Genomic DNA, 26119 nt, shown 5'->3' on the forward strand with positions numbered 1-26119 from the left:
GCAGCCGCTTAGTAGATGCTGGCCGAGAAATAGTTCGAAGTGATCTTCTCGTGCGTTCCATCGGCAAGAATTGCCGCGATGCCTTTGTTCAGCGCTGCAAGCAGGTCATCGTCGCCCTTGCGAACACCGGCACCAACGCCCCGGCCCAGGATGGCCGGATCATCTGCGACGGCGCCTTTGATTTCACAGCATGCCCCGGCATCCGAGTTCACGAAGTCCGCCATGGCGATACTGTCGGCCTGAGTGGCGTCAATACGACCTGCGAACAGGTCCTGGTTGGCCTCATCCTGAGTTTGATAAACCTTCAGTTCGGAATCCTTGAAATATTCCTGCGCATAAGCCTGGTGGATGGTCGACGCCTGAACGCCGACAACCTTACCGGCCAGCGACTCGGGGGTCGCTTCGATATCCATCGATTTGTCCGCGACGATGACGGCAGGTGTGTTGTAGTAAGGATCGCTGAAATCAATGGTTTTCAGCCGCTCTTCGGTGATCGACATAGACGCCATTATGGCGTCGATCTGCTGTCCGGTCAGCGACGGGATGATACCATCCCAGGCGACCGGCGTGATGACACAGTCAAGTTCCGCAGCGGCGCAGACCGCATTGATGACATCGATCTCCCAGCCGACCCAATTGCCTGAACTGTCCAGTGATGCGAATGGCGGGTAAGGTTCGGCTGCGATGCCGATCTTGACCTCTTCTGCACTGGCGATACCAGCCGAAAGGACAGCGGCGGCAAGGCCGGACACGAGCAGTTTCTTGACGTTCATTTTGATACTCCCTTTTGGTTCATTTTGTTTTGTTTTTTTTGGATCAGGCGACCGAGCTGAGGAACTGCTTCAGGCGCTCTGATTTTGGGTTGCCGAAGACCTCGGCAGGTGGGCCCTGCTCTTCGATGCGGCCCTCGAAGAGATAGACAACGTGGTCTGCGACTTCGCGTGCGAATTTCATTTCATGGGTGACAAGCAGCATTGTGCGCCCTTCGGCGGCAAGATCGCGGATCACGGTCAGAACTTCGCCAACAAGCTCGGGATCAAGCGCCGACGTCGGTTCATCGAAAAGCATTACCGAAGGATCGACCGCAAGCGCCCGGGCAATGGCGGCGCGCTGTTGCTGACCACCCGAAAGATAGGCCGGATAGGTGTCAGCCTTGTCGCCAAGGCCCACCCGCGTCAGCAGCTCATGCGCCCGCCCGATCGCCTGGGCCTTCGGCACCTTGAGCACATGCACCGGCACTTCGATCACGTTCTCCAGAAGCGTGCGGTGTGTCCACAGATTGAACTGCTGGAAAACCATGGCCAGACGCGTGCGGATACGTTCGATCTGGCGGCGGTTGGAAGGGCTGCCATCGGTGTGCATTTCAACCAGTTCACCGCCGATGGTTATCTTTCCGGAACTCGGCGTTTCCAGAAAGTTGATGCAGCGCAGCATGGTGGATTTTCCAGAGCCTGACCCCCCGATAATGGCAACAACATCCCCCTTGTTTGCGGTCAGGGATACGCCTTTCAAAACCTCCAGCGTGCCAAAGGATTTGTGCAGATCCTCAACCTTGATCGCCTCGTCAGGCGTGGTTGTTTCGGGTGCGGGTGAAGCTGCTTTGGCTGTGTCCATATCCAAGAATCTTCTGATTTCAGCTTGCAGTAAGCCCCGAATCTCGCAATTATGCAAGTGTATAATAACTCCATGCTATGGATGACACTGACGTGCAGGACGACAGTCGCAAATTCAAACGTGAGTCTGCCGAGTTTCGCCGCGAGGCGCTGATTCTGGCGACTTTGGACCTGATCGCCGAGATGGGCGTTCGGGGTGCCACGGTGCGCGAGATCGCAGCCCGCGCGAATGTGACCCAAGGTTTGATCCGGCACTATTTCTCATCCAAGGACGAACTGGTTCAGGCGGCGTATGAGCACCATATGAATACGCTGACGGACCAGACCGCAGCGTCATCAGGAACCGGAAGCGCGGTGTCTCAGTTGACCAACTTCGTCGACGCGTCACTGCGACCGCCGATCGTCGATCCAAGCGCCGTGGCGTTGTGGGCGGGTTTCCTGAACAAAGTGCAGCATGACCCGAAAATGCAGCGCATTCACCAGCGAACCTATGACTATTTCCGTGATCACCTCGAAAAGCTGATCGTCGCGGCATTGCAGGAAACCGGGCGTTCGGTTGACGCGTCAGAGGCAATGCAACTGGCCATCGCCTGCAACGCGGTGATCGACGGCCTGTGGCTTGAAGGGGGCGCGCTTCCGGATGCGTTTTGTGAAGGCCAACTGGCGCGGATCGGTTTGGATTCCGTCAGCGCCATCGTCGGGATTCCGTTGACCAAAGAGGTGGAGCAGTCATGAAGACCACATCGGTGACAGAACGGTTGGCGGGCTTGGGTGGCGCCAAATGGGGCGTACATCTGAAAGCCCGCGACCTTATCAAGGCCGGGGCGGACATCGTCGAAATGACGATAGGAGAACCGGACGTGCCGGTGCCGGACGCGCTGGTCGAAGCCACCGTTGCATCATTGCGGGCGCAGCGGACAGGGTACTCCAACGGGCGCGGTGAAGCAGGGCTGCTTGACGCGCTGGCTGCGCGCTATTCTGCCTCTCGCGGGCGGGCTTTCGAGCCCGGGAATTTTCTGTGCTTTCCTGGCACACAAACCGCCTTGTTCGCAGCCATGGCCGGGGTCGCCGAGGCGGGCGACGAAGCTCTTGTCGGCGATCCGATGTACGCGACCTATGAAGGTGTTGTTCGTGCATCCGGGGCCGAGATGGTGCCCGTACCGCTGCGGCCCGAGAAAGGGTTTCGCATGCAGGCCGCAGATATCGCGGCCCGCATCACTCCGCGCAGCCGCGCCATTCTTCTGACAACGCCGCATAACCCGACGGGCGCGATTCTGACCGCCGCGGACATTGCCGAGATCGGGCAGCTGGCGATTGCGCGTGATTTGTGGATCATCTCGGACGAGGTCTATGAAGAACTGATCTTTGACGGTGCCCGATTTGTTTCACCATTGGCAGATCCGGAACTGGCGGATCGTGTCATTGGCGTATCATCCATCTCGAAGTCTCATGCCGCTCCGGGATTCCGCAGTGGCTGGTGCGTCGGGCCCGCCGCGTTCTGCGAAGCGCTGCTGCCCTATTCCGAGACCATGCTTTTTGGCAATCAACCGTTCATCGCGGACATGACCGAAAAGGCGATCCGTGACGGATCCGAGGTTGCCCCCGGTATGGCCGCCCGATTCTCTGGTCGCGCGACCCTGTTGGCCGATCGTCTTGAAGCCGAAACGGATCTGAAAGTTCACCGGCCCGAGGCGGGAATGTTCGCACTCATCAATGTCTCTGCCACCGGGCTGGATGGCGAAGCCTATGCCTGGGATCTGCTTCAGGCCGGGGTGGCCGTCATGCCGGGATCTGCCTTTGGTGACAGCCTGAAGGACTGGGTGCGGGTTGCTTTGACGATCAATGACACGGATTTTGGTACCGCAGTTTCCCGTATCATCGAACACGCCAACAGCAAATCACGCGAGGTCGCATGAGCGGTATGACAATTGGCGAAGCTCTGGTTGCCGGGCTGCGCCAGCGGGATGTGACCTGCGTCTTCGGAATTCCGGGCGTTCACACGGTGGAACTGTATCGAGGGCTTGCCGCTTCGGGCATACGACATGTGACGCCCAGACACGAACAGGGGGCGGGTTTCATGGCCGATGGCTATGCCCGTGTGTCGGGTAAACCGGGTGTTGCCTTTGTGATCACCGGCCCCGGATTGACCAATACGCTGACGCCGATGGCGCAGGCGCGGGCCGATTCAATACCGATGCTGGTGGTGTCCGGCGTCAACAAAACCGGATCGCTTGGCAAGGGTTTGGGGCATCTGCACGAATTGCCAGACCAAATCGGGCTGGCGAAAACGGTTGCGTTGGTATCCGAACAGGTCACCGGCCCCAGTGCTCTGGCCCAGGTTTTGGACCGCGTTTTTCACGGCCTCAGCAATGGTCGCCGCGGGCCGGCGCATATCGAGGTTCCGTTGGATGTCGCAGCGGCGGAATACCAGGAAACAGCAGTCGAGACGCCTGACCCTGATCCTCCGGTCAGCCCGGCATTGATCAGGCAGGCTTCAGGGCAACTGGCTGAGGCAAAGAAAGTCGTCATTTTGGCGGGCGGCGGCGCGAAACGTGCCGAGGCGGGATTGCAGGCACTGGCCGAAGCTCTGGATGCTCCGGTTGTGCAAACCGTCAACGCGCGCGGCCTGATGCACGGACATGCTCTGACCGTACCGGCCAGCCCCAGCCTGAACGCGGTGCGCGCATTGTTGGAAAGCGCCGATTGCGTTCTGGCCTTGGGAACCGAGCTGGGGCCAACCGATTATGACATGTATGCCACCGGTCAGTTTGCGAAACTGCCAAACCTGATACGGGTTGATCGGTGCAGCGATCAGCTTTCACGGCATGAGGCAGCGATTGCCATTCAAGGTGACGTCGGCTTGGTTTTGCCAGCGCTGTGTAAGGTCCTGCCGCAGAGGTCACGGCAAAGCAACGGTGCGGACTGTGCCAGAAAAACGCGCAATGCGGCCTGGCAGGAGATTGGTCCGGATTATCGCCAACAGGTGGAGATACTGAATGCAATGCGCTCGGCGTCTCCGAATGCTCTGATGGTCGGGGATTCCACCCAGCCCATTTATGCCGGCAATCTTTACTATGACCACGACCGGGCTGGTGGCTGGTTCAATGCGGCAACGGGGTATGGTGCGCTTGGCTATGGCATACCCGCAGCCATCGGTGCGTCGATTGCCGATCCAACGGCGCGGGTAATATGCATCACCGGCGATGGCGGGGCGCAGTTTTCAATGCCGGAAGCAATGGCCGCGGTAGACGAAAACCTGCCGGTCACGTTCGTGATCTGGAACAATCACGGGTACCGGGAAATCGCCACATCGATGCAGGATGCAGGCGTGACGGTCATTGGATGTGACCCCACACCCCCCGATTTTGCAGCAACGGCCAGATCCTTTGGCATTCCGCACACCAGGGTTCCCGATAAGCCGCAGGCCATTGCGCAAGCGTTAGGCGAAACTGCCGCCCTGGGCGGGCCCGCGATGATCGAAGTCACCGCCCGAAAATTCGAACCTCAGAGAGATTGAAACATGTCAGACCCAACTTTTGAGTTTTCCCGCGCCATCACTCGCCGCCCGGCACCGACCATTGCTGACGGATTGCGCGCAGAAGATATCGGAAACCCGGATTTCGATGGGATGACGGCCGCGCATGGGGCATACGTGGCAGCACTGAAAAGCACCGGGGCCGAGGTGATCGAGCTTGATCCCCTGGATGCGTTCCCTGACGCGCAGTTTGTGGAAGATACGGCCCTGTGTCTGCCGCAGGGTGCTGTGCTGATGCGGCCGGGCGCGCCTTCGCGAATGGGGGAAGTGGCCGAGATCGCCCCGGCACTGCGGGCCTGCTATGAAACGGTCACACAGATCAATGGTCCCGGCCATATCGAGGGCGGAGACATCCTTGTAACCGGCCGCGAAATTCTTGTGGGCCGGTCAGACCGCACTGACGCGGAAGGTGTTGAGGAACTGGCGAAAATCACCTCGGAATGGGGTCACAAACTGCGGGAAGTGTTCACGCCCGAGGGCGTTTTGCACTTCAAAACGGATTGTTCTCTGATGGATGCCGAGACAATTCTTGCGACCCGGCGATTGGACGCTTCGGGCTGCTTTGAAGGCTACCGGGTGCTGCATGTTGCTGATGGAGAGGAGGCGGCGGCAAACGCGATCCGGTTCAACAATCTGGTGCTGATGGCCGCTGGTTTCCCACGCACCGCAGAGATGCTGGACCGCGAAGGCTATGAGGTCGTTGAAATTGACAATACCGATTGTGCAAAGCTTGATGGTGGCATGTCCTGTCTTTCATTAAGGTTTTGAGGGGCAGCTGCAGGGTTCAGACCCCAGTGAATTCGGCAGGTCGCGTGTTGATGGTTCGAAAGACAGGCGGTGAACAAGCTTGATTTCTTACGGTTGACCGGCGCGCAGGTGGCACTGTTTGAACCCTGTTTGCCAAAGCCCAATGGCTAGGCCCCGCGGCAAGGGTCGGCGGGCCCTGAGTGGGATTGTCTTTCTTGTTCGCATCGGATCGTGCACCGCTGTTGCCATTGCTGCACACTGCGCGCGCACCGGTGTCTGGCCCGCTCTAATGGCCCGAATTCGGAAGCGTCAGAACACTCGTGAGTGTTGCCGTTGTTGCCAGCACCACCAACACCATCAATGCCTCAACCTCGATAGAGCGGGCGAGGCGTTGCGCTGCCTTGACCTCTCCACCTTGCATGGCCGGAACAAATCGGAGCTTGTTTGCAGCGGCAAGAAACAACAGCAGCGCCACAAAAAACACTTTGAGCAACAACGCCTGCCCGTAGCTTGTGAACAGAAGCCCTTGGAGATTGCCGACAAGCAACCAGGCCATCCAAAGACCCGCCACGATTAACGCCGGCACAAGCCAACTGGCAGCTTGCCCAAAGACATGACCGAGTTCAGAAGCATCCTTCAGATGTTCAGGAGCAAGGGCCATATTCCGCAGCGGGCTGAAGATGCCCAACCAGAAAGCTACACACAACAGGTGCAGCAGGAGCAGGAGCTGGATACCAAAGCTCTCCAGTTCCGGCACGTGCCCGATCTGCGCAAACGACCATAAAGCGATCGTGCCATCCAACAGCGCGATCCACTGACCAAAGCGAGGAACGGAAAGCCCCACAAGGATCAACGCTACGCCTGCAAGGCGGTAAACAAGTGTGTCGCCCACGGATGTCTGCCACAGTAGGCCAAGCATCTTCGGATCGACCATGCCGTCAACCCCGCCTGTCAAGGCGGCTCCACGAAGCAAGAAGCCAACTGCTGTCGCGACAAGAGCAAGCCATGCCAAGGCCCTGGCCTGGCGCGTCATCGCAAGGTTCACCGGCGCGACAAGGCCGGAATAGAGGCATCCAACAATCACAAGCCCGGCAGAGCCCGCAAAGCCGATGTAGAGCACCAGCTTTGCAAGGATCGCAGCAATCGCCCAGATGTCTGGCATGCTCATTCCACGGTAAAGGAAAACGCGCCCTGCATCGCATGGCCGTCTTCACCCAAACCCCGCCATTCGATGACATAGGTGCCCGTTCCATTGCTCGGCAGTGGGATCGTGAACGCCTGATCGAAACTTGTCTGGTCGCCCAAATCCAAGCTTACCGCCGAGTGTTCTTCATGGGCCATCTCTATCCGTGTCAGCCGGATGTTTTTTGAGAAGTTGAGACCAATTTCAGCGGGCACAGTGGTTATCGTGGCGCCGTTGGCAGGGGTTGTTTCTTCAATTTTGGAATGCGCCAGTGCGCCGTTGGCAAGCGCAACCATAAGCGCGAATGTCATGATCTTCTTCATTGGGTTACCCTCAGTTTATTCCGTTGGGACGCTGGATTTCGCGAATGTAGGCGATCACCATGGCAACGTCACCTCGTGTCAGGCCCTCCACGGGGGGCATGTCGCCAAACTGCCAATGGTGGCTTCTTACACCTTGTGAAACCGCCCTGTGAAAGGCTTCATCAGCGTGGTGGCTGGGTTCATATATTTTGTGGATCAAAGGCGGCCCGGCGCCCTCTACGCCGACCGCGTTGGCGCCGTGGCATGACGCGCACGAGACCTCAAAGACACGCTGGCCGATTGCGGCATTGCCTGCGATGGCCGGCATCCGAATTGCGACCATGGCGTCGCCTTTGCGTGTTTCATGCGATGTGGTCTCTTCAATTGCGCCGGGGCGAAGAGTTACGAAGGCGGCGACTGCAGCGACAGCGCATGCGCCGATTAGCAAGTGACTTTTTTTTATGGATTGGTCCTGACATTTTGGAAGCTGGCAACGCTGCGGCACATCGCGAACAGCCGCACGTGCTGGTCGCTAACATCCGCAGGGATTTTTGCTGCTTCAAAGGTCAGGGGGCCTGTAAAGGACGTCTGGTTCACTCAGCTTGACTTGGGTTCCAACATGGAGCTCCGGGTCAGTATCACGCCGACCCTTGGCAACTTCACTGACTTGGAACGGCAATGCAACGGCTTGGCAGATAAAGGGATTGCACTTTCCGGTTTCGGAACTCTCCGGGTCATGATGATGACCTGAAGCCGAGACGTCTCCGCTCGTTGCCAGTGCTGAGTGTTCGGAAGGTTGCGTATGGTGCTCACAGTGAAAGCCCGCGCAGCCCTTCGACAGCGCGTACGCAACACCGCCAATGCCGGTCAGGATGACCAGAACGCCAACCAATAGAACAAGTGAATATCGCCGGATGACCATGGTGCCGGACGTTACTGCACGCAAGCGCACGATACAACGCCACACAATTCATCGCCCCGAAACAGGGTCGCTCAATTGTGGTCTGCGATGCAAAAAAAGCAAACCGTGACTGCGATGCGGTTTTGTGCGCTGCATTCTCACCATAGTCTTCATGGCCCAATTCGCAGTATCGGATGGTATCAATCATGCGCTCCCTATGAGACTCACTGAAAGGGCCGAGTTTATCCCGCGCGCCCTTGTCCTTGCCAAAGCACTCTTGAGACCCCGGGCATCATTGTGCATAGTTCATGCCCGACTGTTATTTGTGCTTTTTTGTTGCGTCCCCGCACGCTGCAATACGCCGTGCCAGAGTACGAGCCTCTTTAGGGCATCTTGTACGCAAAGACACCCGAAGGGTCCTACGTGTGGTGTTTGGTCTAGTGTGGGGTTTTGGTTTTGTGTCGGGCAGGGGCCAACGGAAGTAATAGATCCCATGTCTGGACAGCGAGAGATACGCATACAGCTTCATTTTGTGTCACACCTGTGTGTCACACCGCTCTAATGCTTGCTATCTAGTTGTATTGTTAGGTTTTGGTGGAGCCTAGGGGAGTCGAACCCCTGACCTCTTGCATGCCATGCAAGCGCTCTCCCAACTGAGCTAAGGCCCCATCTAGGTACCGCTGATGCGGTGGACGGACGTTTAGGAGACAGTGACGACGAGTGCAAGTCCAAAAATGGAATCGAACGCGAATTTCCGCACTAAGCTGTCCGTGGAACGAAAAAGGCGACCCTGTGGTCGCCTTTGACATGATCAGTTTTCGTCTTCCGAAGACATGTCGGTGATATCATCCAGCGAAACGTCATCACTGGTGTCATCATCGTCATCCAGCAGATCATCATCCAGTTCGACGTCGACAGAGTCGTCGTCATCCAGTACCAGCTCCCCATCCGACGCGTTTTCACGCGCTTTGACCGAGGCGGCATCTTCTGCATCCGCCGCGATCATGCGGCTTTTGGATGTTTCAAGCTCCACGATCTCGCCAGTGTAGGGGCTGATGATCGGGTCCTTGTTCAGGTCGTAGAATCGCTTACCGGTGGTCGGGCAAACGCGCTTTACGCCCCATTCTTCCTTGGGCATGTCAAATCCCCTTGATATCAGGTGAGTCGTCTAAATGATTCAGCTCACCTGCCACAGGCAGAGGGCACTGTCAAAGTCTTTGCGCAAGAGAGGTCGCGATATGGGAGAGCACGCATTGCCAGGGACACCGCCGGTGCCGCTGAGGCTGCGCAAATCCGCCCGGGCGCGGCGCATAAGTTTGCGAATTTCTCAGCTGGACGGCCGGGTTACGCTGACCTATCCGGTCGGTGTGCCTGAATCCGAGGCGCTGAGTTTCGCACGTACCAAGGAAGAGTGGATTCGCCAGCATTTGCAGGACAGGCCGGAAACGGCCGTGGTGCAGTTCGGACAGAAGATACCGATTGAAGGCGTTGTCCGGCGAATCGTGCCCGCCAAGGGTCGGCGTGTTCAGTTGATGGCGGACGAGGTCGCAGTGCCCGAAGGGGCCGAGGCGCGCAGATTGGCCCGGTTTCTGAAGGAATTGGCGCGGGACCGATTGATTGGCGCGTGTGATGATTACGCGGCAATGCTGGGGCGGTCGTACAGCACGCTCAGCCTGCGCGACACGCGGTCACGCTGGGGATCATGCAGTTCGCAGGGTGGATTGATGTTCTCGTGGCGGCTCATTCTCGCGCCGTCCGAGGTGCTGCACTATGTGGCCGCGCATGAAGTGGCGCATCTTGTCGAGATGAACCACTCGCCCGCGTTCTGGGAACAGGTGGAACGCATTTTCGGCCCCTGTCAGCAACCCCGCCGCTGGTTGCGAGACAATGGGGCAGAGTTGCATCGTTACAGGTTTGACGCAAAGCCGAGTTGACCTTGCGCTGTTTTGTGATCACATAAGCGGATGTTGAGCACACGCCCGTCTGACACCCAAACTGCCACTCATGACCGGGTTTATCGGGCCCTGAGGTCTCGAATCATGCATGGTGAGATGGCGCCGGGACAGGCGCTGACCTTGCGTGGCATCGGCAAGGAATTCGGCGTCTCGATGACCCCGGCGCGAGAGGCCGTGCGCCGTCTGGCCGCCGAGGGGGCATTGTTCCTTTCCAATTCCGGCCGGGTCTCGACACCTGAATTGACCAACGACCGGATTGAGGAATTGGCGGCGTTGCGCGCGTTGCTGGAAGTCGAGCTGGCCAGCCGGGCTTTGCCCCGGGCGCATATTGCGCTGATCGACCGGTTGCAGACCATCAACATGACCGTTGCCGAGATGGTGACCAAGCGGGACGCGGTTGGGTACATCCGTTCAAATCTGGAATTTCATCGCACCCTGTACCTGCGGGCTCAGGCGCCCGCGATGCTGGCCATTGCCGAAACGGTCTGGCTGCAACTCGGGCCGACGATGAGGGCGCTTTACGGGCGTCTCAGGCGCACTGAGCCACCGCATTATCACAAGCTGATCATTGCTGCCCTCAAGGCCGGGGACGAACCGGGTTTGCGCCTGGCGGTCCGTTCGGACGTGACGCAGGGATTGCGCTTGCTGGTGAGCTGAGCGGCATCCCGCCGACATTCCCGCGCCCACTGCGCAAGGTTTCACCGTTCTGGCCTGTTCAACCCGACTGGGTTACTCTTGAGGCAAATCACAAACAAGAGCAGACCACAGCCATGATCACTCGACGGACTTTTTCCATTTGCCTTGGATCAACATTGTTGGCCGCCTGCACGCGTGGCGGTGCGCCATCCAGCGCGCCTGCATCGCGTATGCGAGCTGTTCCCAACGCGGGTTGGGATGCCTGGGTTGCCGGGTTCAAGGGCAGGGCGGCATCGCAAGGTATTTCACAATCCACGATTGATCGCGCTTTTCAGGGGGCAGGGTACCTGCCCGATGTGATCGAGCGTGACCGCAATCAGGTAGAGTTCAAGCGTTCGCTCGAAGACTACCTGGCCATTGCCGCCTCGGACGAGCGGATCAGCACCGGCCAGAAGATGCTGCGGCAATACAACGGGACGCTGTCGCAGATCGAGGCGCAGTACGGGGTAGACAAGGAAATCGTCGTTGCAGTGTGGGGGCTGGAAAGCCGCTATGGCGCGCGTCGGGGCGATGTGCCCGTTGTATCAGCTCTGTCGACGCTGGCCTATGACGGGCGGCGTGGTCAGTTCTTTGAAAGCCAGTTGATCGCGGCGCTCAAGATTCTTCAGAATGGTGACACCACGCCTGACAAGATGACCGGCAGCTGGGCCGGTGCGATGGGGCACACGCAATTCATTCCAACCTCCTACCTTGCCTATGCCGTGGATTTCACCGGCGACGGGCGGCGCGATATCTGGTCGGACGATCCGACGGATTCGCTGGCTTCGACCGCTGCTTACCTGTCGCGCGCAGGCTGGGTGCGGGGGCAGCCTTGGGGGGGCGAGGTCGGAACCGTTTCCGGTACACCGGTCGCCGTGCTGCAACCACAGAAACCCGGGCCGCGCATTGCCGTCTTCCGCAATTTTCAGGTCATCAAGCGCTATAACAATTCGGACAGTTACGCGATCGGGGTCGGTCATCTGGCGGACAGAATCGCCGGTGGCGCGCCGTTTCAGGCCTCGTTCGGGCCAGATGCAAACGGTCTGACATTGGACGACCGCAAGGAATTGCAACGGCGGCTGACATCCCAAGGGTATGATACGAAAGGCGCGGACGGGGTGATCGGCAAAAACACGACGTCTGCCATCAGCGCGTATCAAAGTGCCAATGGCCTGGCGGTCACCGGAGAACCCTCGGTTGCGTTGTTGCGCAGGTTGGGCGGCTGACGGTTACGCCGCCAACCCTTTCGAGCCGATGTCGAGGAATTTTTGACGGCGGTCCTGTATCAGGGTCGCCGCGTCTTTGCCGTCCAGTTCCGCCAGCATATCGGTAAGAGCCGCGCGAACAGCCTCGACAGCGGCCGGACGATCGCGATGCGCGCCGCCCTTGGGTTCAGAGATGATCCGGTCGCAAACGCCAAGCTTGTGAAGATCCTGAGCGGTCAGACGCAGCGCTTCGGCCGCTTCACGCATCTTTTCTGCATCTTTCCAAAGGATCGATGCGCAACCTTCCGGCGAGATCACCGAATAGACCGAGTGTTCCAGCATTGCCACGCGATTGGCGGTGGCAAAGGCCACGGCCCCGCCCGAGCCGCCTTCGCCGATGATGACCGACACCAGGGGCACGCCGATCTTCAGACACATCTGGGTCGAGCGGGCAATCGCTTCGGATTGACCGCGTTCCTCGGCGCCTTTGCCGGGATAGGCGCCGGCGGTATCGATCAGGGTGATCACCGGCAGGCCAAACCGACCGGCCATCTCCATCAGGCGGACCGCCTTGCGATAGCCTTCGGGGCGGGCCATGCCGAAATTGCGTTCGATCCGCGATTTGGTGTCGCTGCCTTTTTCATGGCCGATCACCATGACGGGTTGATCGTTGAAACGTGCAAGCCCGCCGATCACTGCCAGATCATCGGCAAAATTGCGATCTCCGGCCAAAGGGGTGAATTCGGTGAACAGGGCATCGACGTAATCGCTGCAATGCGGGCGTTCCGGGTGTCGGGCGACCTGGCATTTCCGCCATGGGGTCAGATCGGCGTAAAGCTCATCCAGAAGCTTGGCGGCCTTGGCGTCCAACGCGGCGGCTTCTTCGGTTACGTCCATCTCTTCGTTGGTGCGGGCCAGCGCACGCAACTCTTCAGCCTTGCCTTCAATTTCAGCCAGCGGTTTTTCGAAATCCAGATACTGGGTCATGACGCCTCTCAACGCGAAAGTTCCCTGCTATATGGCCTGACGGTGCTCCGGATGCAACTCGGCAAGATCCGAGGGGTGAAGATGTTCGATTTCAGATGGGTGAATGGAAAAACGGATACTGAAGGCCGCCGCCAAGAAAGACCCCGCGCTGCGCGTTCTGACCTGCGCCCACGACAATCTAACGCGGCGTCTGACCCTGTACCCACCCGAAACCGCGCCCGAGGATGTGTTGGCCGAAGCCTGTCTGGGTCAACTGGGCCAGAGAACGGGATAGAGCGAGGCCACAAGCAGCACCGCCATTGTCCAGTTGAACGCAACCAGCCTGCGCGGGTTCGTCAGCACCCGCGACGTCTGCTGCCCGAGAAAGGTCCATGTGCTCACCGATGGCAGATTGACCGCCCCGAAAACCAACGCCACAAGCGCAATCGCATGCAGGGTCTGACTGGGCGTGTAAGCGGTTGTGGCGGTCAGGGCCATGGCCCAGGCTTTGGGATTCACCCACTGAAAGGCAGCGGCTTGCAGAAACGTCATGGGTGTCCCCGCTGCCAAATCGCCTGTGGCTGGCGCGGCATGCGCGATCTTCCATGCCAGATAGAGCAGATAGATCACCGACACGACCTTCAGCACTGAATAGCTGACCGGGTACCGGTCAAAGACCTGAACCAGCCCTGCACCGACCAGCAGCACCATGAGCGTGAAGCCAAGGCCAATGCCCAGCATATGCGGGATCGAACGCCGAAAGCCGAAATTCGCACCCGATGCCATCAGCATCAGATTGTTCGGCCCGGGCGTAATGGATGTCACGAAGGCAAAAGCGATGAGCGCCAGAAGGATGTCGTAAGTCATGCTGCGAAGTATCGTCTGACCGGCAGCAAATGAAATTGCTTTTTCGTGCGTGTTTCCGCTATTTCTGCAACTTATGATGAAGAATGATCGGATAAATCGCCAGATATTGCAGGAACTGACCCGTGATGGGCGCATCAGCAATCTGGAATTGGCCGAACGGGTCGGGCTGTCTCCGTCCGCCTGCCTGCGTCGCGTTCAAGAGTTGGAAAAGGCCGGCGTGATCACCGGTTATCGTGCGGTTCTGAACCCGGCCGCGATGGGTGTCGGCTTTGTCGCCTATATCGGGGTCGGTCTTGGTGAACACACGAAAGCGGCGCAGGAGGGGTTTGAGCGTGCCCTGCAACAAGCCCCCGAAGTGGTCGAATGCCACAACATCACCGGTACGATCGAATACCTGCTGCGCGTCGAATGCGCCGATCTGCCGTCCTACAAGACCTTCCATACCGAGGTGCTGGGAACGTTGCCTCATGTCACGTCGATCACATCCTATGTGGTCATGGGGTCACCCAAGGATCTGCGTGCGTAGCCACTGGAAATGTGAAGCCACACTCTCTTGCAGCGCAAATTTTCAGGGCCTAGTGTCTTTGTAATGACGCTGCCAGGGGATACGCCCAGCTAAAACGGCACGCAAACAGGGAGATTACGATGAAACTCGTTCGAACAGTGGCGACCGCAGTTGCCATGTCGGTCATTGCCGGGGCCGCTTTGTCTGCCCCGCTGAAACTGCAACCTGCCAATCCACAGCCGTCTCCGAAGGCGGGTTTGAATGTCAAATACTTAGGTACAGGCAATCAACACAAGAAGATCCGGGATCTGAGCCAGGCAAAAAGCATGCTGTCTAAGGCGAAGCCCGGAAAACCGTTGCGCGGGTTGGATTACAGGGACACCAGCAAGGGTGAGGATGTCTTGACCTTCGACCAGGCCTACAACGTTGCCGCCGAGGTCACAGGCTATATGCGCTTTGACTCACCTGGCGTTTACGAGCTGGAAACGTGGTCGAATGACGGGATAGAGGCTTGGGTTGGCGGTCAGCAGATTGGCCGGGTAAATGGCATTCAGGGCTGTGAAGCCAATCAACGCACCGAAGTGGAAGTGCCCAAGGCGGGCTGGTATCCATTGAAGATCGTCTATTTCCAGAAACTGGGAACCTCTTGCCTGATGATGAAGTCAGGAAAGAAGGGGGAACGCTTCACATGGACGCCCAATGACGTTTTTGGCCGTTGAAGAATTCATGAAAGGGCGCTCGATCGAGCGCCCTTTTTTGGGGGCTTAGCTGCCCGCCGCAATCAGTTCGGCCTGCGCCACGATGACTTCGGCCTGCTTGATTGAGGCGATGTCGACAAGGCGGCCTTTATAGACGGTTGCGCCCTCACCGTTGGCTTTGGCCTGTTCCATTGCGGCCAGGATTTCGCGGGCCTCGGAAACGGCCTCATCCGACGGGGTAAAGACCTGATTGGCCAGTGCAATCTGCTTGGGATGGATCGCCCATTTGCCGACCATACCCAGCGTGGCCGAGCGTTTCGCCTGAGCGATGTACCCTTCATCATCGCTGAAATCCCCGAATGGCCCATCCACTGGCAGCACCCCATGGGTGCGGCACGCTGCAACGATGGCGGCTTGGGCCCAGTGCCACGGGTCGGACCAGTGTTTTTCGCCGTCACGCAGCATATAGTAGTTTTCCTGTGTGCCGCCGATGCCTGTAGTCTGCATCCCCATCGAGGCCGCAAAATCTGCAGCCCCAAGGCTCATGGCCTGCAAACGGGGAGAGGAGGCTGCGATCTCTTCCACATGCGCGATACCGGCAGCGGATTCGATAATGACCTCGAAGCTGATAGGTTTGGTCCGGCCCTTGGCGCGTTCAATGGCGGTGACAAGGGCATCCACGGCATAGACATCCGATGCGCAGCCGACTTTGGGAATCATGATCTGGTCCAGACGGTCGCCTGCCTGCTCCAACACGTCGACAACGTCACGATACCAATAGGGGGTATCCAATCCGTTTATGCGAACGGACATGTATTTGCTGCCCCAATCAACAGTGTTCAGGGCTTCGATGACATTGGCGCGGGCGATGTCCTTGTCCGAAGGCGCAACCGAATCCTCGAGGTCAAGGTTGATCACATCCGCAGCAGAAGCTGCCATTTTCGGGAACAGTTTGGTATTCGATCCCGGACCAAACAGTTGGCAGCGATTGGGTCGTGCAGGCGCGGCGGGTTGGATGCGAAAGCTCATCTGGACCTCGTGTGGGTAATGAAATTGCGATTTTCTTGCCCAATGAGGTATTAAATTGCGCAACCTGGCGCAAGGGAGATTGTGCATCTGCGGCAATGCGGTTGCAGAATGCTGCGTGCCAGCAGCTGGGAAGTGGTGATTAAAGTTTAATCACTTTGGAAACTTCGAAGAATTTTGCGCCTTTAGTGTCAATGGTGCAAGAAACTCGCGTACCCGCCGTGTTGGGCGGATCAAAACGCGAAACGCTCGTTTAAACGCTTCTCTAGCTTGGGCCGGAATCAAAGGAGTGACCGCAATGATCGAGACACCGTACCTGCTGTTTTTGGGCGATGCGCCCGACCAATTGGCGGCCAAAGTGGCTGTGGGCATCAAGGATTGGCGCCCGGAAAACGCCGTCGGCCAATATCGTATGGACGGCTGCAAAGCTGATCTGGGCCTGAAGGATATGACCCTGACCGAGGCCAAAGCGGCCGGCGCAAAAACGCTGGTTATCGGTGTCGCCAACCGTGGCGGCGTCATCAGCCAGGAATGGAAAAAGGTTCTGGTCATGGCGCTTGAGGAAGGGTTTGACCTGGCCTCTGGCCTGCACAACCTGTTGCGCGACGAGCCCGATCTGGTGGCGGTGGCCGAAGCAACGGGGCGAAAGCTGCACGACGTGCGTGTACCCGAGGTCGATTACCCGATCGCCAACGGGATCAAGCGCAGGGGCAAACGTTGTCTGGCCGTCGGCACCGACTGCTCTGTGGGCAAGATGTACACTGCAATGGCGATGGATGCCGAAATGCGCAAGCGTGGTATGAAGTCGACCTTCCGCGCGACCGGCCAGACGGGCATTCTGATCACCGGCGATGGCGTGCCGCTGGACGCCGTTGTTGCGGATTTCATGGCCGGCTCGATCGAATGGCTGACACCGGACAACGATGACGACCACTGGGATCTGATCGAAGGTCAGGGATCGCTGTTCCATGTGTCCTATTCCGGCGTGACCATGGCGCTGATCCACGGCGGCCAGCCTGACGCGCTGATCCTGAGTCATGAACCGACCCGCGCGCACATGCGCGGTTTGCCGACCTATCAGCTGCCGACGCTCGAAACCCTGCGCGACACCGCGCTGGCCCTGGCCAAAGTGGCTAACCCCGATTGTCAGGTCGTCGGCGTTTCGGTCAACACGCAGCACATGTCCGAAGAGGACGCGACAGCATATCTGGCCAAGATCGAAGCAGATTTGGGGCTGCCGGCGACCGATCCGTTCCGGTTCGGCTCGGGCAAGTTGGTGGACGCGCTGGCCGCGATGTGATCCAACCGGCCCGCCGGTGGCGGGCCGGTTCCGCCTCTGGCGGGAGTATTTGGGAAAAGATGAAGGAGCAGGTGCGTGCAGATAGAAGTCTCTCGCGATGTGTTTCAGTTGGCGCAGGTGTTTACCATTTCGCGCGGGTCACGGACCGAAGCAAAGGTGCTGACGGTGCGGGTGTCGGACGGAACGCATCAGGGCTGGGGCGAATGCGTTCCTTATGCGCGTTATGACGAAACGCTCGAGTCGGTCGAGGCCGAGATCGCCGGTCTGCCTGCTGAGTTCAGCCGCCGGTCGCTGATGGATCTGCTGCCTGCCGGTGCCGCCCGAAACGCCGTGGATTGTGCTTTGTGGGATCTGGAAAGCAAACGCGCCGGAAAGCGCGCCTGGGATTTGGCGGGCCTGCCGGTGCCCGGACCCGAGATCACGGCCTATACTCTGTCGCTGGATACTCCGGAGGCAATGCAGGCTCAGGCGGCCGAGAACGCGCATCGCCCACTTCTGAAGATCAAGCTGGGCACGCCAGATGACATGCCCCGGCTCGAGGCCGTGCGCGCCGGTGCTCCGAACGCCAGGATCATCGTGGATGCGAACGAAGGCTGGTCGGCCGAGGTTTACGCCGACCTCGCCCCGCATCTGGTGCGTTTGGGCGTAGCGCTGGTCGAGCAGCCATTGCCGGCCGGTGACGACGACGCTTTGATCGGAATGGACCGCCCGGTGCCCGTCTGCGCCGACGAGTCCTGCCATGATCGCGCCAGCCTGCCCGGGCTGAAGGGGAAATACGATGTCATCAACATCAAACTCGACAAGACCGGTGGCCTGACCGAGGCGCTTGAATTGCGCAAAGCCGCAATCGCGGAAGGGTATGGCATCATGGTCGGCTGCATGGTTGGCAGTTCGCTTGCCATGGCGCCCGCGACACTGTTGGCGCAGGGTGCGATGGTGACGGACCTTGACGGCCCGCTTCTGTTGGCCGAAGACCGGGACACCCCGCTGATTTTTGACGACGCCGGAGTTCACCCGCCCGAAGCGGCGCTCTGGGGCTGAGGAGACAAACATGACCCGTACCGTTTATGTAAATGGCGAATACCTGCCCGAGACCGAGGCCAAGGTATCCATCTTTGACCGTGGCTTCCTGTTTGCAGACGCGGTTTACGAAGTGACCAGTGTACTGGATGGCAAGCTGATCGATTTCGAGGGCCACGCGGTGCGCCTGAAGCGGTCTCTGGACGAGCTGGAGATGGCCGAGCCCTGCACCAAGGAAGAGCTGCTGGAAATCCACCGCAAGCTGGTTGATCTGAACGGCATCGAAGAGGGCCTGGTCTACCTTCAGGTTTCGCGCGGCAGTGACGGTGACCGGGATTTTGTCTTCCCTTCGGCCGATACCAAACCCAGCCTGGTTCTGTTCACCCAGAACAAGCCCGGGCTGGCTGACAGCCCGGCGGCACGGAAAGGTGCCAAGATCATCTCGATCGAGGACATCCGTTGGGGTCGCCGCGACATCAAAACCGTGCAACTGCTTTACCCTTCCATGGGCAAGATGATGGCCAAGAAAGCGGGGTGCGACGATGCATGGCTGGTCGAGGACGGCTTTGTGACCGAGGGCACCAGCAACAACGCCTATTTCGTCAAGAACGGCAAGATCGTGACCCGCCCGCTGTCCAACGACATCCTGCACGGGATCACTCGCAAGGCCGTGCTGCGCATGGCAGCCGAAGCACAGATGGAAGTTGAAGAGCGGCTGTTTACCATCGACGAAGCCAAAGAGGCTGATGAGGCGTTCACGACCTCGGCCAGTGCTTTCGTGATGCCGGTGGTGGAAATTGACGGAGTCACGTTGGGTGATGGTACACCCGGTCCGATTGCCAAACGCCTTCGTGAAATTTACCTGGATGAAAGCCGAAAGGCCGCGATCTGAAGAACCACCAAGTTGAACGGCGTCGCAGTAAATTGTTGCGGCGCCGTGCCAACATCAGCCGGGTCCCGGTGGCAGTGCAGGGAGTTTCGCTGTAGACCCCGCTGAGCACGAGCAGATCACATGCGACTTTCCACCGGGACACCGGTCTTGTTGTCGGATCAGTTCCTGCGGTGTGACAAGAACATGGTCGAATGCGGGGCTACCCGACCTTGAAAGGGCTCAGGCTTTCCTGAAACTGTTCGATGAATTCCAGCGTTACCAATGACGGTTGCTTCAGAATTGGACGCACCAACGAAAGGGTATGCGTCAAAGACGGCTTGAACGGCCGATAACTCAATCCCCTCGACGTGTATTGGACAGCATCCAGCTCGCTAACGACCGAGACTCCGACACCTTCCAGCGCCAATTCACATGCTGCCGTGAACTGCCTGACCTCGATATGCGAGTTCAATTCGACATTGGCATGTTGAAACACTTTCGAAAGCCGCCCGAAAAAATCGCTGTCGCGTCGGGTGTGGATGATTTTGCTGTGCGCGAGATCCGCCGGAGTAATTTCGGAAAGGCCTTCCAACTCGTGCCCGGTGGGGAACACGCACACCGTGCGAACGTCGATGTCCCTGCTTTCTACCGCCGGATGACCGTGAAAGCTGTCAGTGATTCCGAAATCATACTGCTCGCCGATCATCCATTCCAGAATGCGTTCAGGTCTGTCTGGTTCGATCGTCAGGGTGACACCGGGCCGATCCTTCAGGAAACCGGCGACGACTTTGGGCAAATGGCTGGTGGCAAATCCCGGCAGGCAAGCGACACGGATGTGCCCTGCTTTGCGTTGTGTGATATCCTGACTGACATCCGAAATTTGTCTCATCAATTCGAGAACGCGCTCGACGCTGGGCAAGAGATAGCGAACCTCCTGCGTTGGTACTAATCGGCCTTCCCGACGGTCAAAAAGCTGAAACCCGAGCGACTTTTCAAGATCGGACAGCAATCTGCTGACAGCTGGCTGGGTCACGCCCAGATCAGCCGCCGCGGCCGTGACAGACCCATTGGTGGTCACGGCCATCAGGGCCTCCAACTGCCGAACTCTCAGAATTTGACTCATTGCTGATCCCGATCTGCCGCGCCATTTCATAACACTATGTTATTTTTTCACCAAGTAGATAGGCCTTGAATTATATTTTTGTAACGTTAACGTCGTGAAATCGTCATGTGTGCCGTTTACGCGTTGCGGTCGGTATTCAACGAAGCATCAACCCTGATGCATGGGAGGAATCATGAAAAAGAATCTGCTTGGCGCGATTGCCATCACCACAGCCTTGTCCCCCTTGGCGGCAATGGCGCAAACCGAAGTCCAGTTCTGGCACGCCTTCACCGGTCGCCTAGGGGAACTTGTCAAAGGACAGGTTGAAGAATTCAACGCCAGTCAGGATGAGTTCGTCGTGGTCGAAAGCCACAAGGGCAACTACTCGGAAACCCTGAATGCCGGGATTGCAGCATTCCGGGCCGGTGAACAGCCACATATCCTGATGGTGTTCGAAGTCGGCACGGCGACAATGATGTCAGCCAAAGGGGCGATCAAGCCGGTCTATGAAGTGATGGCCGAAAGCGGCGCGTCTTTTGATCCCGACGCGTATATTGGCGCCGTCAAAGGCTACTACACAACCACTGACGGAGAGATGCTGTCGCTTCCCTTCAACTCCTCGACGCCGGTCCTGTGGGTCAACCGCGATGCCATGCAAGCAGCAGGCGTTGATCCGGACACGGATCTGTCCACTTGGGAAAAAGTCGGCGAAGTGCTCGAGCAGCTGAAGGCAGGTGGCGAGGATTGCCCGCTGGTGACAGCATGGCAAAGCTGGATTCACCTTGAAAACCTTTCAGCCTATCACGACGTTCCCTTTGCCTCACGGGACAACGGATTTGCCGGTCTGGATACCGAGCTGATGCTGAACGGTCCGGTGCAGGTTGCACATCTGACCGCGATGGGTGACTGGGCCAAGGACGGCAAGTTCATCTATACCGGCCGCAGAAACGAAGGTGGTGCGAACTTCCGGTCAGGCGAGTGCGCATTGTTCACCGAAAGTTCGGCCGGATACGCCGGCATCAAGGCAGAGGCCGAGTTCGATTTCGACGTGCGTCCGCTGCCCTATTGGGAATCCGTCACCAGTGAGCCGCAAAACACCATCATCGGTGGCGCGTCTCTATGGGTGATGGAGGGTCATGAGCCGGAAGAGTATAAGGGCGTCGGAGAGTTCCTGAGCTTCCTGTCATCACCTGATGTACAAGCGGCCTGGCACCAGAACACCGGTTACCTTCCAATCACGACAGAAGCGGGTGAGGTTACGCGTGCCGCTGGTTTTTATGACGAAAACCCGGGTACCGACGTCGCAGTGATCCAAATGACCGCGAAAGAGCCGACCGCAAATTCGAAAGGCTTACGCTTGGGATCGTTCGACCAGATCCGGGGCATCATCGACGAAGAGCTTGAGGCGATCTGGTCCGGTGAGAAGACCGCTCAGGAAGCGATGGACAGCGCGAAGGAACGCGGTGATGCGTTGCTGCGCCGGTTCGAATCCGCCAATCAATAAGTCGTAACGTCATGCGGGCCTTTTCGGGGCCCGCATTTTCTTTCTTCGGTGGGTTTTCAGGATGGAAAAACGCGTCACCTTTCGCGGCTGGCTGTTGCCATTGGCGTTGATCGCCCCTCAGGTCATCATTTCCGCTGTTTTCTTTTTCTACCCCGCCGGTCAGGCCATCTGGCAGTCGCTGTTCATACCTGACCCGTTCGGGCTGTCGTCCCAGTTCGTGGGGCTCGGCAACTTCGAATTTCTGCTGAGTGACAAGTTTTATCGCGCCTCTTTCGTGACGACGGCGGTGTTTTCCACGCTGGTCACGTTGTGCTCGATGATCCCTGCCTTGTTTCTTGCGGTCATTGCGGATCGATTGATCAAAGGGTCCGGGGTCTATCGGACGTTGCTGATCTGGCCCTACGCTGTTGCCCCTGCGGTTGCGGGCGTTCTGTGGCTGTTCATGTTCAACACGCGCGTCGGCGTCGTGTCATGGTATCTTGGCCAGCTCGGATATGACTGGAACCATGTTCTGAACGGCACCGAAGCCATGGGGCTGGTGGTCGTTGCCTCTGCCTGGGGGCGCATAAGCTATAACTTCCTGTTCTTTTTCGCTGCCCTGCAATCCGTTCCAAGATCCGTGATCGAGGCGGCGGCGATTGACGGCGCGCATTTCTGGCGCCGATTCTTCACGATCGTGCTGCCGCTGCTGTCGCCGACGGCGTTCTTCTTGCTGGTGGTGAACGTCGTTTACGCCTTCTTCGAAACCTTTGGCGTGATCCACACGATCACCGGCGGCGGGCCGCAACAGTCGACGACAATCCTTGTCTACAAGGTATTCTCGGACGGGTTTGTGGGGCAGGACCTCGGCTCGTCTTCGGCGCAATCGGTCATCTTGCTGATCGTCGTGGGCTTGTTGACGGTCATCCAGTTCAAATACGTGGAAAAGAGGGTGCATTACTGATGGCGGCCCAACAACACGGAATGGTCGAAAAACGCGGCGCGGGCATCTGGTTGTCCCATGCCCTCATGATCCTCGGTGTCCTGATCATTTTTTTCCCGATATGGCTTGCCTTCGTGGCTTCGACCGTGACCCAAGCCGAGATCGTCTCGCCACCGATGCCTGTCGTGCCTGGCGATCAGTTCTGGGTGAACTACAAGGCGGCGCTTTTCTCGGGGGTAAATGTGCCCGTTGCCACGATGCTGTTCAACAGTCTGGTGATGGCAATCGGAATTGCAGTCGGCAAAATCATCATCTCACTGCTGTCGGCTTTCGCGATCGTCTATTTCCGCTTTCCCGGACGAACGACGTTCTTCTGGCTGATCTTCCTGACGCTGATGCTGCCGGTCGAAGTCCGCATCGTTCCGACGTTCGAAGTTGTCGCCGGGTTCGGCATGCTCAACAGCTATTACGGGCTGATCTTTCCCCTGATCGCCTCGGCCACGGCAACCTTCCTGTTCCGTCAGTTCTTTCTGACCATCCCCGATGAGCTTGCCGAGGCAGCCCGGGTCGACGGCGCGCGACCGATGCGGTTTTTCATCGATATCGTCGTCCCCATGAGCCGGACCAACATCGCCGCACTGTTCGTGATCCTGTTCATCTATGGGTGGAACCAGTACCTTTGGCCGCTGCTGATCACGACCGATCCCGAAATGAATACCATCGTGATGGGTATCAAGCAGATGTTCCCGTCCGGTGACGACTTTGCGCATTGGCCGACGATCATGGCGACGTCCATTCTGGCCATGATCCCGCCGGTCATCGTGGTGGTGTCGATGCAAAAGCTCTTTGTCCGTGGCCTTGTCGATAGCGAGAAGTAAGAAATGGCAACAGTTACTCTAGAGAATGTCAAAAAGAGCTTTGGCCCGACGGATGTGATCCACGGCGTTGATGTCGATATCGCCGATGGAGAGTTCATCGTGATCGTCGGCCCGTCAGGCTGCGGCAAGTCCACATTGTTGCGGATGGTGGCGGGGCTGGAAACGGTCACGTCCGGGGAGATCCGGATCGGCGGTGAACGCGCCAATGACAAAGAGCCCATGGATCGCGACATCGCCATGGTGTTCCAGAACTACGCGCTCTACCCACATATGTCAGTGCGTCAGAACATGGGGTATGGCCTGAAGATCGCGGGGCTGCCCAAGGCTCAAATCGATCAAAAGGTGACCCAGGCGGCAAAGCTGTTGCAGCTTGAACCTTTGCTGGATCGCAAGCCCAGGCAGTTGTCCGGCGGTCAGCGCCAGAGGGTCGCGATGGGCCGGGCTATTGTCCGCGAGCCCGCTGTTTTCCTGTTTGACGAGCCGCTCTCGAACCTCGATGCCAAGCTTCGTGTTCAGATGCGTCTGGAAATACGCGAACTTCAGGAAAAACTTGGGATCACGTCACTTTACGTCACGCATGACCAGGTCGAAGCAATGACGATGGCGGACAGGATGATCGTGATGAACGGCGGCATCGCCGAACAGATCGGCACGCCGCTCGAGGTCTATGAAACTCCACAAACGCTGTTTGCCGCGCAATTCATCGGCAGCCCGGCAATGAACATATTCGAAGCGCGGCGCGAAAACGGGGCGGTCAAGATCGGAGAAATCGAAGTCGGCCCCTCAGGGGGTCCGGACTGCGCCGTGAAGCTTGGCATAAGACCAGAGCATCTGTTGTCGGATGACAATGGCCCGCTTGGAGCCGCGATTCAGATGGCTGAACCGCTTGGGGCCAACACGTTGCTGCACGGTCACCTGTCGGGCTCTGAAAGCGCGATCACGGCAAGCCTTCCCGGTGTCCACCCGATCGAAGGACGCCATCCGATTATGCGGTTCTCGGTGGCACCGGAGAACATGCATTTGTTCGACCACGCGACAGGCCAAAGGCTGGAAGGCTGATGGCGTTTCAACAGGTTGAGGCCTTTCGCGGCGGGGAGAACCTGATCCGGGTCGTGGGGCATCGTGGGGCACGGGGCGTGTTGCCTGAAAACAGCTTGATCGGCTTCGACTTTTCACTTTCCATTGGCGTCCCGCTTCTTGAATTTGACGTTGTCCTGACAGCCGATGATGTGCCGGTCATTACGCACAATCATCGCCTGCATTCGGCCAGTTTCCGCGATGGCAATGGCCTGTTTCTGACCGGGGAAGAGCCGAAAGTATCCTCGCTGACTTACGAACAGATCCGACAATTTGATATCGGGCGTCTGGACGGCCATTCCGCCTATGGCCAACGTTTCCCGGATCAGGCGCAAATAGACGATGTTCGTGTTCCAAGCCTGTTGGATCTGCTCGATCTGGTCGATGACCCGAAAAACGGTGATGCCCATCTGATGCTCGAGCTGAAGTCGGACCCCGACCTGGCCCATGATGCGCTTTACCGAGAGAACTTTGTCCGCAGAGTACTTCGGGATGTTCGCGGCAAGGGTTTATCTTCGCGTGCGGTGCTTCACAGTTTTGATTGGAACCTGTTGTCGGAGTGTCAGAGGCAAGCCCCGGATATGCCTTCATCCTACCTGACGCAACTTCCGGACAATGCCGACGATGTTGGCGAGGATTCCTCAAAATCCGTTTGCCCGGACTTTCGTGGCCGTCGCGACGAAATTCCAAACTTGGTAAAGCAGGCCGGCGGTTCGCTTTGGTGCCCGTACTTTGCGGATGTAACGCCCGAAAACGTCACGCGCGCAAAAGAACTGGGCCTGTGCGTCGTCGTGTGGACAGTCAACGAACACGAAGATATCGGCAGGATGATCGATCTGGGCGTGGACGCAATCGTATCCGACTATCCCGGGCGGGTTCAAAGACAACTGTCGGAGTCAGGCTTCCGTTGGGCCGTAGCGCACCGGTGATCCCGGGACCCCGAGGGTGACGTGGATGAATTTCTTGCGCCATTTGAAAATTGAATCAAACAAAGGCCCTTCAGCCCGTTGACGCTCAGGACCCGCGTGTTTTTGCGGCCTGATTTGATGAGAGCCTTTGCTCAGGAAACCGTTCTTGGGCGCGCGGCTGACGGAAATCCGGAACACTGCCCCCGTTGCTCTGAGCGTTGTACCCGCAGTTGTCGGAACCGCGTTCCACACGTTCTCCGATGAATTGGAATTGATATCTGGCATCGGTTTCGGCCATCGCTGACCACAACCGTCATCGACGGGCCGTCACCCCTGACGGATGGCGCCAAATATTGAGT

General features: G+C 58.3%; 29 protein-coding genes and 1 tRNA gene. 18 read left to right on the forward strand and 12 right to left on the reverse strand.

Annotated elements, in window-relative coordinates; genetic code table 11:
* Positions 1-8: 8 nt before the first annotated feature.
* Positions 9-773, reverse strand: a complete 765-nt coding sequence (locus GS620_RS09315; RefSeq protein ID WP_171169003.1) for a transporter substrate-binding domain-containing protein — start codon at positions 771-773, stop codon at positions 9-11.
* Between the two features lie 43 nt (positions 774-816).
* Positions 817-1614, reverse strand: a complete 798-nt coding sequence (locus tag GS620_RS09320; protein WP_171615476.1) for an ABC transporter ATP-binding protein — start codon at positions 1612-1614, stop codon at positions 817-819.
* A 77-nt stretch (positions 1615-1691) separates the two neighbouring features.
* On the opposite strand from GS620_RS09320, the gene GS620_RS09325 reads away from it, so the two are divergent.
* Genes GS620_RS09325 through GS620_RS09340 form a run of 4 tightly spaced genes read left to right on the forward strand, consistent with a single transcriptional unit; the run spans position 1692 to position 5916 of the window.
* A complete protein-coding gene (locus GS620_RS09325; RefSeq protein WP_174830398.1) occupies positions 1692-2348 on the forward strand; it encodes a TetR/AcrR family transcriptional regulator in 657 nt (218 codons plus the stop codon).
* Entirely contained in the window at positions 2345-3529 is a 1185-nt protein-coding gene (locus GS620_RS09330; RefSeq protein ID WP_171615478.1) for a pyridoxal phosphate-dependent aminotransferase, read from the forward strand. The genes GS620_RS09325 and GS620_RS09330 overlap by 4 nt, the downstream gene beginning before the upstream one ends.
* A complete protein-coding gene (locus GS620_RS09335) occupies positions 3526-5130 on the forward strand; it encodes a 5-guanidino-2-oxopentanoate decarboxylase (RefSeq protein ID WP_171615480.1) in 1605 nt (534 codons plus the stop codon). Before GS620_RS09330 ends, GS620_RS09335 begins: the two co-directional genes overlap by 4 nt.
* Positions 5131-5133: 3 nt before the next feature.
* On the forward strand, positions 5134-5916 hold the full coding sequence (locus GS620_RS09340; protein ID WP_171118872.1) for a dimethylarginine dimethylaminohydrolase family protein: 783 nt from the start codon (positions 5134-5136) through the stop codon (positions 5914-5916).
* Between the two features lie 265 nt (positions 5917-6181).
* On the opposite strand, the gene GS620_RS09345 is transcribed toward GS620_RS09340, so the two are convergent.
* From GS620_RS09345 to GS620_RS09365, 6 genes are all read right to left on the reverse strand, one after another.
* Positions 6182-7057 carry a copper resistance D family protein gene (locus tag GS620_RS09345; protein ID WP_171615482.1) on the reverse strand — a complete coding sequence of 292 codons (876 nt, stop codon included), beginning with the start codon at positions 7055-7057 and terminating at the stop codon, positions 6182-6184.
* Between the two features lie 2 nt (positions 7058-7059).
* The gene (locus tag GS620_RS09350; protein WP_171615484.1) at positions 7060-7401 is read right to left on the reverse strand and encodes a copper resistance CopC family protein; all 342 of its coding nucleotides are present in this window, start codon (positions 7399-7401) and stop codon (positions 7060-7062) included.
* Between the two features lie 10 nt (positions 7402-7411).
* Entirely contained in the window at positions 7412-7843 is a 432-nt protein-coding gene (locus tag GS620_RS09355; protein ID WP_371809798.1) for a cytochrome c, read from the reverse strand.
* A 757-nt stretch (positions 7844-8600) separates the two neighbouring features.
* Positions 8601-8810, reverse strand: a complete 210-nt coding sequence (locus GS620_RS22280; protein WP_371419717.1) for a DUF6538 domain-containing protein — start codon at positions 8808-8810, stop codon at positions 8601-8603.
* 63 nt (positions 8811-8873) lie between these two features.
* Positions 8874-8949 (reverse strand) — tRNA-Ala (locus GS620_RS09360).
* A gap of 143 nt (positions 8950-9092) precedes the next feature.
* Positions 9093-9419: a TIGR02300 family protein gene (locus GS620_RS09365; RefSeq protein WP_171118864.1), complete on the reverse strand. Its 327-nt coding sequence runs from the start codon at positions 9417-9419 to the stop codon at positions 9093-9095.
* A gap of 100 nt (positions 9420-9519) precedes the next feature.
* Between GS620_RS09365 and GS620_RS09370 the strand changes: the two genes are divergently transcribed.
* From GS620_RS09370 to GS620_RS09380, 3 genes are all read left to right on the forward strand, one after another.
* Positions 9520-10215: a M48 family metallopeptidase gene (locus GS620_RS09370; protein WP_253282570.1), complete on the forward strand. Its 696-nt coding sequence runs from the start codon at positions 9520-9522 to the stop codon at positions 10213-10215.
* A gap of 30 nt (positions 10216-10245) precedes the next feature.
* The gene (locus GS620_RS09375) at positions 10246-10893 is read left to right on the forward strand and encodes a GntR family transcriptional regulator (protein ID WP_170346010.1); all 648 of its coding nucleotides are present in this window, start codon (positions 10246-10248) and stop codon (positions 10891-10893) included.
* Between the two features lie 113 nt (positions 10894-11006).
* Positions 11007-12137, forward strand: a complete 1131-nt coding sequence (locus GS620_RS09380; RefSeq protein WP_171363948.1) for a lytic murein transglycosylase — start codon at positions 11007-11009, stop codon at positions 12135-12137.
* Between the two features lie 3 nt (positions 12138-12140).
* Here GS620_RS09380 and GS620_RS09385 read toward each other — a convergent pair whose 3' ends face one another.
* Positions 12141-13103, reverse strand: coding sequence for an acetyl-CoA carboxylase carboxyltransferase subunit alpha (locus tag GS620_RS09385; protein ID WP_171615488.1), 963 nt, complete (start codon positions 13101-13103; stop codon positions 12141-12143).
* 103 nt (positions 13104-13206) lie between these two features.
* Here GS620_RS09385 and GS620_RS09390 point away from each other — a divergent pair, with 103 nt between their 5' ends.
* Positions 13207-13377 carry a hypothetical protein gene (locus GS620_RS09390; protein ID WP_171363947.1) on the forward strand — a complete coding sequence of 57 codons (171 nt, stop codon included), beginning with the start codon at positions 13207-13209 and terminating at the stop codon, positions 13375-13377.
* Here the strand turns inward: GS620_RS09390 and GS620_RS09395 are convergent.
* Entirely contained in the window at positions 13353-13949 is a 597-nt protein-coding gene (locus GS620_RS09395) for a LysE family translocator (RefSeq protein ID WP_171615490.1), read from the reverse strand. The two genes, GS620_RS09390 and GS620_RS09395, sit on opposite strands and share 25 nt — an antisense overlap.
* A gap of 73 nt (positions 13950-14022) precedes the next feature.
* Here GS620_RS09395 and GS620_RS09400 point away from each other — a divergent pair, with 73 nt between their 5' ends.
* Together GS620_RS09400 and GS620_RS09405 are read left to right on the forward strand one after the other, a co-directional pair.
* Positions 14023-14475 (forward strand): Lrp/AsnC family transcriptional regulator, encoded by a 453-nt coding sequence (locus GS620_RS09400; RefSeq protein WP_171615492.1) that lies wholly within the window; start codon positions 14023-14025, stop codon positions 14473-14475.
* Between the two features lie 119 nt (positions 14476-14594).
* Positions 14595-15173, forward strand: a complete 579-nt coding sequence (locus GS620_RS09405; RefSeq protein WP_152459039.1) for a PA14 domain-containing protein — start codon at positions 14595-14597, stop codon at positions 15171-15173.
* 45 nt (positions 15174-15218) lie between these two features.
* Here the strand turns inward: GS620_RS09405 and GS620_RS09410 are convergent, their stop codons facing one another.
* Complete coding sequence (locus GS620_RS09410; protein WP_152459038.1) at positions 15219-16181, reverse strand: L-malyl-CoA/beta-methylmalyl-CoA lyase; 963 nt, start codon at positions 16179-16181, stop codon at positions 15219-15221.
* A 295-nt stretch (positions 16182-16476) separates the two neighbouring features.
* Between GS620_RS09410 and dgcN the strand changes: the two genes are divergently transcribed.
* The 3 genes from dgcN (at position 16477) to GS620_RS09425 (ending at position 19390) form a co-directional block, all read left to right on the forward strand.
* Positions 16477-17478 carry an N-acetyltransferase DgcN gene (dgcN, locus tag GS620_RS09415; RefSeq protein ID WP_171363944.1) on the forward strand — a complete coding sequence of 334 codons (1002 nt, stop codon included), beginning with the start codon at positions 16477-16479 and terminating at the stop codon, positions 17476-17478.
* 75 nt (positions 17479-17553) lie between these two features.
* Positions 17554-18519, forward strand: a complete 966-nt coding sequence (gene dgcA, locus GS620_RS09420) for an N-acetyl-D-Glu racemase DgcA (RefSeq protein ID WP_171615494.1) — start codon at positions 17554-17556, stop codon at positions 18517-18519.
* Between the two features lie 10 nt (positions 18520-18529).
* Positions 18530-19390, forward strand: a complete 861-nt coding sequence (locus GS620_RS09425) for a D-amino-acid transaminase (RefSeq protein ID WP_152459035.1) — start codon at positions 18530-18532, stop codon at positions 19388-19390.
* A 199-nt stretch (positions 19391-19589) separates the two neighbouring features.
* Here the strand turns inward: GS620_RS09425 and GS620_RS09430 are convergent, their stop codons facing one another.
* Positions 19590-20492: a LysR substrate-binding domain-containing protein gene (locus tag GS620_RS09430; RefSeq protein WP_171206284.1), complete on the reverse strand. Its 903-nt coding sequence runs from the start codon at positions 20490-20492 to the stop codon at positions 19590-19592.
* Between the two features lie 172 nt (positions 20493-20664).
* Here GS620_RS09430 and ugpB point away from each other — a divergent pair, with 172 nt between their 5' ends.
* The 5 genes from ugpB to GS620_RS09455 all read left to right on the forward strand — a co-directional run bounded on the left by ugpB (position 20665) and on the right by GS620_RS09455 (position 25781).
* Complete coding sequence (ugpB, locus tag GS620_RS09435; RefSeq protein WP_171232901.1) at positions 20665-21975, forward strand: sn-glycerol-3-phosphate ABC transporter substrate-binding protein UgpB; 1311 nt, start codon at positions 20665-20667, stop codon at positions 21973-21975.
* A gap of 61 nt (positions 21976-22036) precedes the next feature.
* Entirely contained in the window at positions 22037-22918 is an 882-nt protein-coding gene (ugpA, locus tag GS620_RS09440) for a sn-glycerol-3-phosphate ABC transporter permease UgpA (protein ID WP_152459032.1), read from the forward strand.
* A gap of 20 nt (positions 22919-22938) precedes the next feature.
* Entirely contained in the window at positions 22939-23775 is an 837-nt protein-coding gene (ugpE, locus tag GS620_RS09445; protein ID WP_152459916.1) for a sn-glycerol-3-phosphate ABC transporter permease UgpE, read from the forward strand.
* A 3-nt stretch (positions 23776-23778) separates the two neighbouring features.
* A complete protein-coding gene (ugpC, locus tag GS620_RS09450; RefSeq protein WP_171118844.1) occupies positions 23779-24834 on the forward strand; it encodes a sn-glycerol-3-phosphate ABC transporter ATP-binding protein UgpC in 1056 nt (351 codons plus the stop codon).
* Entirely contained in the window at positions 24834-25781 is a 948-nt protein-coding gene (locus GS620_RS09455; RefSeq protein WP_253283858.1) for a glycerophosphodiester phosphodiesterase family protein, read from the forward strand. The genes ugpC and GS620_RS09455 overlap by 1 nt, the downstream gene beginning before the upstream one ends.
* Positions 25782-26119 lie beyond the last annotated feature (338 nt).

This window comes from Ruegeria sp. HKCCD6428 (assembly GCF_013110595.1).
In the GTDB taxonomy this organism is placed as follows: domain Bacteria; phylum Pseudomonadota; class Alphaproteobacteria; order Rhodobacterales; family Rhodobacteraceae; genus Ruegeria.

Excerpts from the sequence above, each read along its gene's own strand:
- GS620_RS09315 (WP_171169003.1), bottom strand. The coding sequence starts at position 773 with ATGAACGTCAAGAAACTGCTCGTGTCCGGCCTTGCCGCCGCTGTCCTT.
- GS620_RS09320 (WP_171615476.1), bottom strand. The coding sequence starts at position 1,614 with ATGGACACAGCCAAAGCAGCTTCACCCGCACCCGAAACAACCACGCCT.
- GS620_RS09325 (WP_174830398.1), top strand. The coding sequence starts at position 1,692 with ATGGATGACACTGACGTGCAGGACGACAGTCGCAAATTCAAACGTGAG.
- GS620_RS09330 (WP_171615478.1), top strand. The coding sequence starts at position 2,345 with ATGAAGACCACATCGGTGACAGAACGGTTGGCGGGCTTGGGTGGCGCC.
- GS620_RS09335 (WP_171615480.1), top strand. The coding sequence starts at position 3,526 with ATGAGCGGTATGACAATTGGCGAAGCTCTGGTTGCCGGGCTGCGCCAG.
- GS620_RS09340 (WP_171118872.1), top strand. The coding sequence starts at position 5,134 with ATGTCAGACCCAACTTTTGAGTTTTCCCGCGCCATCACTCGCCGCCCG.
- GS620_RS09345 (WP_171615482.1), bottom strand. The coding sequence starts at position 7,057 with ATGCCAGACATCTGGGCGATTGCTGCGATCCTTGCAAAGCTGGTGCTC.
- GS620_RS09350 (WP_171615484.1), bottom strand. The coding sequence starts at position 7,401 with ATGAAGAAGATCATGACATTCGCGCTTATGGTTGCGCTTGCCAACGGC.
- GS620_RS22280 (WP_371419717.1), bottom strand. The coding sequence starts at position 8,810 with ATGAAGCTGTATGCGTATCTCTCGCTGTCCAGACATGGGATCTATTAC.
- GS620_RS09365 (WP_171118864.1), bottom strand. The coding sequence starts at position 9,419 with ATGCCCAAGGAAGAATGGGGCGTAAAGCGCGTTTGCCCGACCACCGGT.
- GS620_RS09370 (WP_253282570.1), top strand. The coding sequence starts at position 9,520 with ATGGGAGAGCACGCATTGCCAGGGACACCGCCGGTGCCGCTGAGGCTG.
- GS620_RS09375 (WP_170346010.1), top strand. The coding sequence starts at position 10,246 with ATGTTGAGCACACGCCCGTCTGACACCCAAACTGCCACTCATGACCGG.
- GS620_RS09380 (WP_171363948.1), top strand. The coding sequence starts at position 11,007 with ATGATCACTCGACGGACTTTTTCCATTTGCCTTGGATCAACATTGTTG.
- GS620_RS09385 (WP_171615488.1), bottom strand. The coding sequence starts at position 13,103 with ATGACCCAGTATCTGGATTTCGAAAAACCGCTGGCTGAAATTGAAGGC.
- GS620_RS09390 (WP_171363947.1), top strand. The coding sequence starts at position 13,207 with ATGGAAAAACGGATACTGAAGGCCGCCGCCAAGAAAGACCCCGCGCTG.
- GS620_RS09395 (WP_171615490.1), bottom strand. The coding sequence starts at position 13,949 with ATGACTTACGACATCCTTCTGGCGCTCATCGCTTTTGCCTTCGTGACA.
- GS620_RS09400 (WP_171615492.1), top strand. The coding sequence starts at position 14,023 with ATGATGAAGAATGATCGGATAAATCGCCAGATATTGCAGGAACTGACC.
- GS620_RS09405 (WP_152459039.1), top strand. The coding sequence starts at position 14,595 with ATGAAACTCGTTCGAACAGTGGCGACCGCAGTTGCCATGTCGGTCATT.
- GS620_RS09410 (WP_152459038.1), bottom strand. The coding sequence starts at position 16,181 with ATGAGCTTTCGCATCCAACCCGCCGCGCCTGCACGACCCAATCGCTGC.
- dgcN (WP_171363944.1), top strand. The coding sequence starts at position 16,477 with ATGATCGAGACACCGTACCTGCTGTTTTTGGGCGATGCGCCCGACCAA.
- GS620_RS09425 (WP_152459035.1), top strand. The coding sequence starts at position 18,530 with ATGACCCGTACCGTTTATGTAAATGGCGAATACCTGCCCGAGACCGAG.
- GS620_RS09430 (WP_171206284.1), bottom strand. The coding sequence starts at position 20,492 with ATGAGTCAAATTCTGAGAGTTCGGCAGTTGGAGGCCCTGATGGCCGTG.
- ugpB (WP_171232901.1), top strand. The coding sequence starts at position 20,665 with ATGAAAAAGAATCTGCTTGGCGCGATTGCCATCACCACAGCCTTGTCC.
- ugpA (WP_152459032.1), top strand. The coding sequence starts at position 22,037 with ATGGAAAAACGCGTCACCTTTCGCGGCTGGCTGTTGCCATTGGCGTTG.
- ugpE (WP_152459916.1), top strand. The coding sequence starts at position 22,939 with ATGGTCGAAAAACGCGGCGCGGGCATCTGGTTGTCCCATGCCCTCATG.
- ugpC (WP_171118844.1), top strand. The coding sequence starts at position 23,779 with ATGGCAACAGTTACTCTAGAGAATGTCAAAAAGAGCTTTGGCCCGACG.
- GS620_RS09455 (WP_253283858.1), top strand. The coding sequence starts at position 24,834 with ATGGCGTTTCAACAGGTTGAGGCCTTTCGCGGCGGGGAGAACCTGATC.